Annotated in this window: 10 protein-coding genes; all 10 read right to left on the bottom strand. The window is 60.3% G+C overall.

The window, feature by feature from the left end; translation table 11 throughout:
* Nucleotides 1-126: 126 nt before the first annotated feature.
* The 10 genes from DVH29_RS14180 to DVH29_RS14135 all read right to left on the bottom strand — a co-directional run bounded on the left by DVH29_RS14180 (nt 127) and on the right by DVH29_RS14135 (nt 7929).
* Nucleotides 127-963, bottom strand: coding sequence for a lysozyme inhibitor LprI family protein (locus tag DVH29_RS14180; protein WP_147276112.1), 837 nt, complete (start codon nt 961-963; stop codon nt 127-129).
* Nucleotides 960-2192 carry a trypsin-like serine peptidase gene (locus DVH29_RS14175; RefSeq protein WP_147276111.1) on the bottom strand — a complete coding sequence of 411 codons (1233 nt, stop codon included), beginning with the start codon at nt 2190-2192 and terminating at the stop codon, nt 960-962. The genes DVH29_RS14180 and DVH29_RS14175 overlap by 4 nt, the downstream gene beginning before the upstream one ends.
* 16 nt (nt 2193-2208) lie before the next feature.
* A complete protein-coding gene (locus DVH29_RS14170) occupies nt 2209-3465 on the bottom strand; it encodes a hypothetical protein (RefSeq protein WP_114646849.1) in 1257 nt (418 codons plus the stop codon).
* A gap of 14 nt (nt 3466-3479) precedes the next feature.
* Nucleotides 3480-4175, bottom strand: coding sequence for a trypsin-like serine peptidase (locus DVH29_RS14165; RefSeq protein ID WP_114646848.1), 696 nt, complete (start codon nt 4173-4175; stop codon nt 3480-3482).
* A 36-nt stretch (nt 4176-4211) separates the two neighbouring features.
* The gene (locus DVH29_RS14160) at nt 4212-4706 is read right to left on the bottom strand and encodes a hypothetical protein (RefSeq protein ID WP_114646847.1); all 495 of its coding nucleotides are present in this window, start codon (nt 4704-4706) and stop codon (nt 4212-4214) included.
* A complete protein-coding gene (locus DVH29_RS14155) occupies nt 4703-5629 on the bottom strand; it encodes a trypsin-like serine peptidase (protein ID WP_114646846.1) in 927 nt (308 codons plus the stop codon). The genes DVH29_RS14160 and DVH29_RS14155 overlap by 4 nt, the downstream gene beginning before the upstream one ends.
* Entirely contained in the window at nt 5626-6576 is a 951-nt protein-coding gene (locus DVH29_RS14150; RefSeq protein WP_147276110.1) for a trypsin-like serine peptidase, read from the bottom strand. Before DVH29_RS14150 ends, DVH29_RS14155 begins: the two co-directional genes overlap by 4 nt.
* Nucleotides 6577-6709: 133 nt before the next feature.
* Nucleotides 6710-7069 carry a hypothetical protein gene (locus DVH29_RS14145; RefSeq protein ID WP_147276109.1) on the bottom strand — a complete coding sequence of 120 codons (360 nt, stop codon included), beginning with the start codon at nt 7067-7069 and terminating at the stop codon, nt 6710-6712.
* Between the two features lie 47 nt (nt 7070-7116).
* The gene (locus DVH29_RS14140; protein WP_147276108.1) at nt 7117-7566 is read right to left on the bottom strand and encodes a hypothetical protein; all 450 of its coding nucleotides are present in this window, start codon (nt 7564-7566) and stop codon (nt 7117-7119) included.
* Nucleotides 7567-7575: 9 nt separating this feature from the next.
* Nucleotides 7576-7929 (bottom strand): hypothetical protein, encoded by a 354-nt coding sequence (locus tag DVH29_RS14135; RefSeq protein WP_147276107.1) that lies wholly within the window; start codon nt 7927-7929, stop codon nt 7576-7578.
* Nucleotides 7930-8031: the final 102 nt, after the last annotated feature.

The following is an 8031-nucleotide window of genomic DNA, read 5'->3' as shown; positions in this document are numbered from 1 at the left end:
ATAGGTGGACGACTTTTAAGCCGCCCGCAGCAGGACAATCCAGCCGCTACCGTGGACTAATTTTGCACCGCCGTTCTCAGGCATGCGAAAATCGTCCGTGTCGTCATCGTCCCATCCCAATGGGTATCAATTGTCCGGCCATGAGATGGTCGTGCCGGTGCTATCGGTGAGGACGATCTTTCCGTCCTCGACGACCCAGTCGAATGCCCGCCAGCCTTTCTGCGCTTGCACGAGGCGCGGCTCGGTGTGCAGTCCGGCAATCAGCTCGAAGGCGATGCCATCGGGCGTATGACAGGCATGGAGCAATGCGCCATCCATCGCCGGACCGGCTGGCGTGTCCTCGCCTGATGCGGGATATTCGAAAGCGAACAGCCCTTCGCTGCAATCGGCTCCCGGTTCGCAATAGGCGCAGTGCCGGGTGTCGATCGGGGGTATCCCTTCGAGCCCGGAGAGGGTTTCGAGCCTGTCGGCCGTGTCGCCAAACCGGCTCTGTCCGGGGACGAAGCGCATGTCGCGGCACCAGGCATGGCCGTTGTTTTCGAGGATGCGCAGCGTTTCGAGGCGCTTTCGCGCCGTATCGAGCCAGCAGGCGCCGCCGGCGATATAGGAGCCGGTATTGCCCGGCGTGTCTTCGATGAACGCGCAGGTCAGGGCCCGCTGCTCGCGCCAGAGCGATTGGGCACGGTCGAGGGTTTCGCGGTCCTGTGCGGAACAGAAGCGTTTGGAGACCTGGTGCAGAAGCGTTTCGATCTCGGCTTCGATTTCGCGGGCTTGATCAATGAAACAATCGCCAGCCATCGCGCCGCCAATGGCATACTCTTGCTGACCAAGGCATTCGGTGTATTCGACATCGAAGTCGAACGGTTCGGCACCGGCGGGCGCGGCCAGGATTCCGGCAAGTGCAAGGCAGGTTGCAACAGCGTTTCTCAAGGCAGGCACGGCTACTCTCCTTTCCGGCATCAACCGCTACAGATTTGTCCCTGCGGCCGCCGGTCGCGCAGCAGGTCGAAGGTTTCCTGCGTGGGCTCGAGGCCATCGAGCGAGAGGCCCGACGCCTCGGCATAGCGCGAGAGCGCATCGCGGCTGCCCGGTCCCCATTGATTGTCGAGCGCGCCGGTGTAACAGCCGGCCTGCTTGAGCTCGAACTGGATGTCGAAGGCGAGAAGCTCGGGACGGGGGGTTTGCTCGTTGGCGGGACCGAGGAAATGGGCCACATGCAGGGCCGTGTTCCAGAGACCCGGCGTGACTGGGGCTTCGGGCAAGCGTTCATTGTCAAAAGCCGCATTGTGAACGCCGAAAGCGAGCAGTTCATCTTCAAAAAACGCCGCCACCAGACTGCCGCTAGTGCCCGAAAGCGTGTCGCAGGTATGGCTCAACGTGGTCCGGTATAGATGATATCGGCATGTGTGCTGGTGCACCATCACCAGCCCGTTGAGGATGTCGGCGGCCATGCCCATCAGCACGACGTTGTTGCCGCTCTCCGGTGGAGACAAGGCCGGTTCGAGATGCCCCCGCACACTGCCATCGGGCATGACGTCCCCGGTGATGTCTTCGGCCAGATAGAAAATGACATAGTCTTCGTCGCCACTGCCGTACATTAGTTTGTTGTTCAGGAATCTCTCTCTGGTCGCCTCCGTCTCTTCCAGATTGATTGGCGGGGCGACAAGGCCCACCTCGCGCAGCACGAAGTCCTTGTCCCGGTCGGGGAAGCGGTCGTCGAAATAGCTGACATTGGGCATGTAGGTACTGATGCGCAGGTCCGAGGCGGAGCAGATGAGTTGTCCCGAGGAATCAGTGAGCATATGCGCCGAGGTGACCACGGCGGGATGGCCGTCATGGCGGATAAGGAATGCGTTGCCGCTCTTCTGACCATTGCACAACACAATGATCCCCGCCCGTGGGGCGGCGGCGAGGATGGCCTGCTCGACGGGTTCGAGTTGCTCTCCGGTCTCGGCGCGTTCGCGCAGGGCGACGACCGGGCTGCGCTGAACCGGATTATCCTCGAAGATGCGGGTCTGGACGCACTGCCAATCCTCGGCCCAGGCTGCCGCGGCGGAGAGTTCGCGACAGAGCGCTTCGATAGACGAGGGCGCGGGAGCAGCGGGGCGCTCTGTTTCCCCGGCCCGCACCGGAGGCGTGCCAACCATCGCCGCCAAAGCCAACGCCGCCGAGATTTTTCTGATCCTATTCACAAGCCCCTCCCATCGCTCAACACACCCGGTCCTGCGGACGCCGGCCGCGCAGGAGATCGAATGTCGGCTGGGTGGGTTCGAGGCCATCGAGGGACAGCCCGCTGGCCTCGACATAGCGCGAGAGCGCATCGCGGCTGCCCGGGCCCCACTGATTGTCGAGCGCGCCGGTGTAGCAGCCAGCCTGTTTCAGCTCGAACTGAATGTCGAAGGCGAGGAGCTCTGGGCGCGGGGCAGTTTGGGCGGCTTCAACGACCGAAGCTGCAACGGCACTGTTCCAGATCGGGCTGAGCTCAAGTGAAGGGCCCTCCATCTGGTTATTCCCCGCCAGGGAATAATGATGGCTGCCGGTGAACCGGATTTCGCTGCCCTGCATCAGACCTACAAACGAACCGCTGGAGCCTCGAATGGTCGCGCAGTCATGCATCAAGATGCCCGGGTTTCCTGTAAAATGATCGAGACGATAGTTGCATCCGCTCTGATAATTCGTGGCGAGGCCATCATAGCGGTCTGGCGCGACGCCGATCAGATACAGACCTGAAAAAATCCGGCCTGCCTGCTGGTGCTTTTCGGCTGCCTGACTGGCCGAGGGGAGATCGGCATAGGCGAAAACGCCGCGTTCGTGGCCGGCCGGCATTACGTCGCCGCTGATGTCTTCACGCAGGAACATGACCATCCAGTCGGCGGTGTTGGAGTGGTCGCTTTCGCCGGGCATCAAGGACGCGTGCGCCTCCTCGAGGTTGACCGGCGGCGTCACCAGCCTGACGCTGCGCATGGTGAACTCTTCGTTTGCCTGGGGATCGTCGGGATCGTAATAGCTGGCGTTGGGCAGATAGCTTATCTGCTCGCGCAATTCCTCAGCGGAGCACCTCGCTCTTCCAGTTTCTGCATCTATCAGGAGATGGGCGCTGGTGATCACCGCCGGGCGTCCGTCGAATTCGATCAGGAACGAATTGCCGCCACTGCCATTGCAGAGGCCGAGCGCGCCCACCTTGTCGGCGGCGCGCAGGATGGCCTGTTCCTCTTCGGTGAGGCTGGCGAAATCCTGCCGGCGCAGATCGTGGATGTTCTGCCGCTCGGTGCCGTTGTCGAAGATGGCGGCATTGGTGCAGCGCCAGTCTTCGGCCCAGGCCGCGGCAGCGGAGAGATCGCGGCACAGCGCCTCGATAGAGGAAAGCCCGGAATGGAACGGTGCATCGTGGGCCGATGCCGGCGCCAGGGCGCAGATCGTCGCCGCCAATGCCGTGGTCGCCGAAATCTTTCCGATCCTGTTCATATGCCCCCCTTCTTTCAGCAAATCCGGTCCTGCGACTGCCGGTCGCGCAGCGTGTCGAAGGTTTCCTGTGTTGGATCGAGGCTATCCAAGCTCAGCCCCGACGCCTGGGCATAACGCGAGAGCGCATCGCGGCTGCCCGGTCCCCAAAGATTATCGAGTGCGCCAGTGTAGCAGCCGGCCTGCTTGAGCTCGAACTGGATGTCGAAGGCGAGGAGGTCGGGGCGTGGGAGTTGCTCGTTGGCGGGGCCGAGGAAATGGGCAATATGTAAAGCGATATTCCAGAAACCGGGAGCGGCCGGTAATTCTGCTACCGTCTCACCACTCGGTGAAGCATTGTGAAGCCCCAGAGCGGTTAGAGCTGTGCCATCGAATATGGCAACCAGGCTGCCGCTGGTTCCGGAAAGCGTGTCGCAGGAATGGCTTACTTCGGTCTTGTAGATGTCATACTGGCACGAATGCTGATGAATCAGGACCAGCCCATCGAGCATGTCGGCGGCCATGCCCATCAGCACGGCGCTGTTTCCACGCTTGGGCGGGGACAAGGCCGGTTCGAGATGCCCCCGCACACTGCCATCGGGCATGACGTCCCCGGTGATGTCTTCGGCCAGATAGAAAATGACATAGTCGTCTTCGTTAAGGATTCTCTCGTTGCCCGTCTGGGCTGCTTCCAGATTGATGGGCGGGGCGACAAGGCCAACCTCGCGCAGCACGAAGTCCTTGTCCCGGTCGGGGAAGCGGTCGTCGAATTAGCTCGTGTTGGGCATGTAGGTGCTGTTGCGCAGCTCGGAGACGGAGCAGGCAAGTTGTCCCGAGGAGTCGGTGAGCATATGCGCCGAGGTGACCACGGCGGGGCGGCCATCGTGGCGGATGAGGAAGGCATTGCCGCCCTTTTGCTTGTTGCAGAAATTGATGATCCCCGCTCGCGGCGCTGCGGCGAGGATGGCCTGCTCGACGGGTTCGAGGGGCTCCCCGGCCTCGGCGCGCTCGCGCAGGGCGATCACCGGGCTGCGCTGAACCGGGTTATCCTCGAAGATGCGCGTCCGGACGCACTGCCAGTCCTCGGCCCAGGCGGCCGACCGGCTCATCGCTTCGCAAAATGCCTCAAGGCCCGAACCGGCTGCGTCCTCGCTCTGGATCACGGGCAGGGAGCGGGCCGAAACGGCAAAAGGCGTTGCTGCAAGCGGAAGCCCGGCAGCGATGACGAGGGCAAGCCCCCCGATTTGGGCCGCCGATGGTATCATGGCAGCCTCTGAAATTCAGGGTCCTGGGCTTCAAAAACGCGCAGCGCAGGCGTGGCCGAGTTCCACTTCGAGCGGTCTTGCGGAACATGATCGAATATGTGCCGATCGGCGGCCCCTTCCGGTCCATTGAACCGCCCCGACGAGTGTATCGCCCGGAAGCGCAGCTCTCCGTCTTCCATCGACAGCAGGATGGACCCGCTTGTGCCGGGAAGGGTATCGCAGACGTGCTGAACGGACAGATTGGCCAGGTTGGCGTAGTCGCACCGTTGATAGTGAGCGACGAGGCCCTCATCGAGGTCCCTGTGCATGCCGATCAGATAGAGCTGACCTGTATCGAAACTCTCCCGGTTGGACGAGTATTCGAGAAAACCGCGTTCATGACCATCTGGCATGACATCGGTGGTAATGTGCTCGTCGAGAAAGAACACCAGCCAGTCGGCGGCGGTCATCCCTCCTCGATTGCCGGTTTCGACAGCCGCGATGTATTCCTTGAGGTTGACTGGCGGATATTGCAGTCTGACGCGGCGCAGCACAAAGTCGTCGTCGGCTTGCGGGGCGTGTGGATCGTAATAGCCGACATTGGGCATATAGAACGCGTCGGCGGCCGATGTTTTATCGCACAGGAGCTCGCCGGTATTGTCAACGAGCATATGGCCTGCGGTAATGACGGCGGGGAGCCCGTTGAAGCGTATTAAGGCGGCATTTCCTCCCTGGTCACCGTTACAAAACCGAATACTGCCATACAGATTTGCGGCCCAGAGTATGGCGTGCTCTTCTTGTGTCAGCAGACTTTCCTCTTTGTGACGTAGCTCCAGTATGCTCTGCCGGTCATTGCCGTCATCAAACATTGACGCATTGGAAAAGCCTGGAAGCACCACTGGCAGAAACGTGCCCAGCACCAGTTTGAGAAGCAGCCGTTTCATGGCAGCCTCCGGAACTCGGGGTCCTGGGCTTCAAAAACGCGCAGCGCCGGAGTGGCCGAGTTCCACTGCGAGCGGTCTTGCGGAACATGATCGAATATGTGCCGATCGGCGGCTCCTTCCGGTCCATTGAACCGCCCCGATGAGTGTATCGCCCGGAAACGCAGCTCACCGTCTTCCATCGACAACAGCATGGAGCCGCTTGTGCCGGGAAGGGTGTCGCAGACGTGCTGAATGGATAGATTGGCCAGGTTGGCGTAGTCGCATCGTTGATAGTGAACGACGATGCCGTCGCCGAGGTCCCTGTGCATGCCGATCAGATAGAGCTGACCCGTGTCGAAACTCTCCCGGTTGGACGAATATTGGAGGAACCCGCGCTGATGACCATCTGGCATGATATCGGTTGTGATGTCCTCGTCGAGAAAGAACACCAGCCAGTCGGCTGCGGTCATACCTCCCGTATTGCCGGTTTCGACAGCCGCTATGTATCCCTTGAGATTGACTGGCGGATATTGCAGGTCGACGCGGCGCAGCACAAAGTCGTCGTCGGTCCGCGGAGTGTGTGGATCATAATGGGCGACATTGGGCATGAACGACGGCCGCACGTCTTCGTGAGCGCATTTCACTTCACCAGACTCATCGTCAATCAGCGTATGGCCCGCTGTGATCACAGCAGGGCGGCCATTGAAGCGAATGACAAATGCATTCCCTCCATTTGCTCCGCCGCACATGCCGATATTTCCATAACGGTTTGCGGCCAGCAGGATGGCGTGTTCTTCTTGTGTCAGCAGACTTTCCTCTTTGTGATGTAGCTCCAGGATGCTCAGCCGGTCATTGCCGTCATCAAACATCGATGCATTCGTGAGGCCAGGGAGCATCCCGGCCAAGAGGGTGCCCAGCGCGAGCTTGAAAACCAGCCTTCGTCTGGCAGCTTTTGAAACTGCGTGCATCAGCCCGACCCGGACTATGAACCGATTCACCGGGCGGTTGCGTGATGCTGTCGGCGGGGCGATATGCGACGATGTCATTGATGATGAAAGGTTTTTAATATTCGATTAAGGATCTGGCGGGTCTAAAAGCCGCTTACTGGGCCATGTAGCAGAGCGCTGCCTCGGAGATTTGCAGCTCGACCTCCTGAGCAGTCCTGCCTTGCGCGATCAGCGCTTCGATCTCCGCCTCTCGGACACCTTGCCCGCGCACGGCCTCCATTTCTCCGAACCAGCGATCGTATTCCGCGAGCTGGGCCTGCGACAGTTCATAGAGCTTTTCAGCGCCGCCTGCCTGCTCGATGATGTCGGGCATATTGATCTGCCCGGCCACGATCTCGGGGCAGTCGGCTCCCGTCGGGCCCGACAGGGTCACGGTGTTTGATGGCACCGACTGGGCATAGGCTACTGAAGCACAAAGAGTTGCCGACAAGGCGATAATCAGGCGGGTGAACATGGTTTCCTCATATCTGGCAATATTGGAAGGACGGCTCCGAGCGGGCATTATTGGCATTCGTAATCGCAACTGGGATAGGAAAAGCGGAATTCGGGCTCTTCCTGGGTGATGTAGACGGCGTTGTTTTTGCTCGTATCGACCGAACAGGCCGAAACGTGCAATTGGGTCGCGACGCCCTTGAGGGTCCAGCCGACCCCCAGTGTTTCACCGGGGTCAAGCAGGGTCGCGTCTTGAAGAGAGGCTCCATGGCTGGCGCGGCCGCTGCACCAGGGTTCGTCCCTGGGCGTTCCGTCGGCGTTCAGGCCGAAATCGTGAACCACGGCAATCGGAAAGGTGCAGATGTTCTTCAGCCAGCCCAGATGCTGGGTTTCATCTGCCTGCGGGTTGGGATCGAACCTCACGCATTTCAGCACCGCTACCGATTGCGCGCTTGCCGCCCATACCGAGAGCGCGCCCGTCATCGACAGACACGAGAGCGCAACAAGCAATCGAAACATTATTTCCCCCTATCCACTTGCATGGCAGATCGCGGCATCTGAAATCGCCTGCTGGGTTTTTAACTCTGCCGTCAGAGCCTCGATGGCGGCCACGGCGTCCGGATCGGGAGTGTCAGGGGCCATCGCGTTGTCCGCTTCTTCGAGGAAGAATTCGATGACGGCGATCTCATCCTCGACATAATCGAACAGCCCCAGAGCGCCGCCATGTTCGCCCATCAGATCAGCCATGCTGTTTCCAGCCACGGTTTCGGGACATTCCTGCGCGTGGCTCACCCCGGGCAAACCGACGCAGGCAAGAATGAGTAATACTGATCGACAAAACGACATGGCCTGGATTCCCTCCTGATAGTTGAATTTCAGCATAGCGTTTGAGTATGCAGTTTGCGTTTCCATTTTTTTGTGAAGAGACAGAGAACAGAAAGACATCACCCCTTCGAGTTCCGAGCCCGTCGTCCATTTCTCCAG

It is taken from the genome of Pelagibacterium lacus, assembly GCF_003345525.1.
In the GTDB taxonomy this organism is placed as follows: Bacteria; Pseudomonadota; Alphaproteobacteria; order Rhizobiales; family Devosiaceae; genus Pelagibacterium; species Pelagibacterium lacus.
This window is presented reverse-complemented; position numbering and strand designations above follow the sequence as displayed.

Bases quoted from the DNA above. Each gene is read 5' to 3' on its own strand.
- DVH29_RS14135 (WP_147276107.1), bottom strand. From the start codon at position 7,929: ATGCTGAAATTCAACTATCAGGAGGGAATCCAGGCCATGTCGTTTTGT.
- DVH29_RS14160 (WP_114646847.1), bottom strand. From the start codon at position 4,706: ATGATACCATCGGCGGCCCAAATCGGGGGGCTTGCCCTCGTCATCGCT.
- DVH29_RS14150 (WP_147276110.1), bottom strand. From the start codon at position 6,576: ATGCACGCAGTTTCAAAAGCTGCCAGACGAAGGCTGGTTTTCAAGCTC.
- DVH29_RS14140 (WP_147276108.1), bottom strand. From the start codon at position 7,566: ATGTTTCGATTGCTTGTTGCGCTCTCGTGTCTGTCGATGACGGGCGCG.
- DVH29_RS14170 (WP_114646849.1), bottom strand. From the start codon at position 3,465: ATGAACAGGATCGGAAAGATTTCGGCGACCACGGCATTGGCGGCGACG.
- DVH29_RS14145 (WP_147276109.1), bottom strand. From the start codon at position 7,069: ATGTTCACCCGCCTGATTATCGCCTTGTCGGCAACTCTTTGTGCTTCA.
- DVH29_RS14155 (WP_114646846.1), bottom strand. From the start codon at position 5,629: ATGAAACGGCTGCTTCTCAAACTGGTGCTGGGCACGTTTCTGCCAGTG.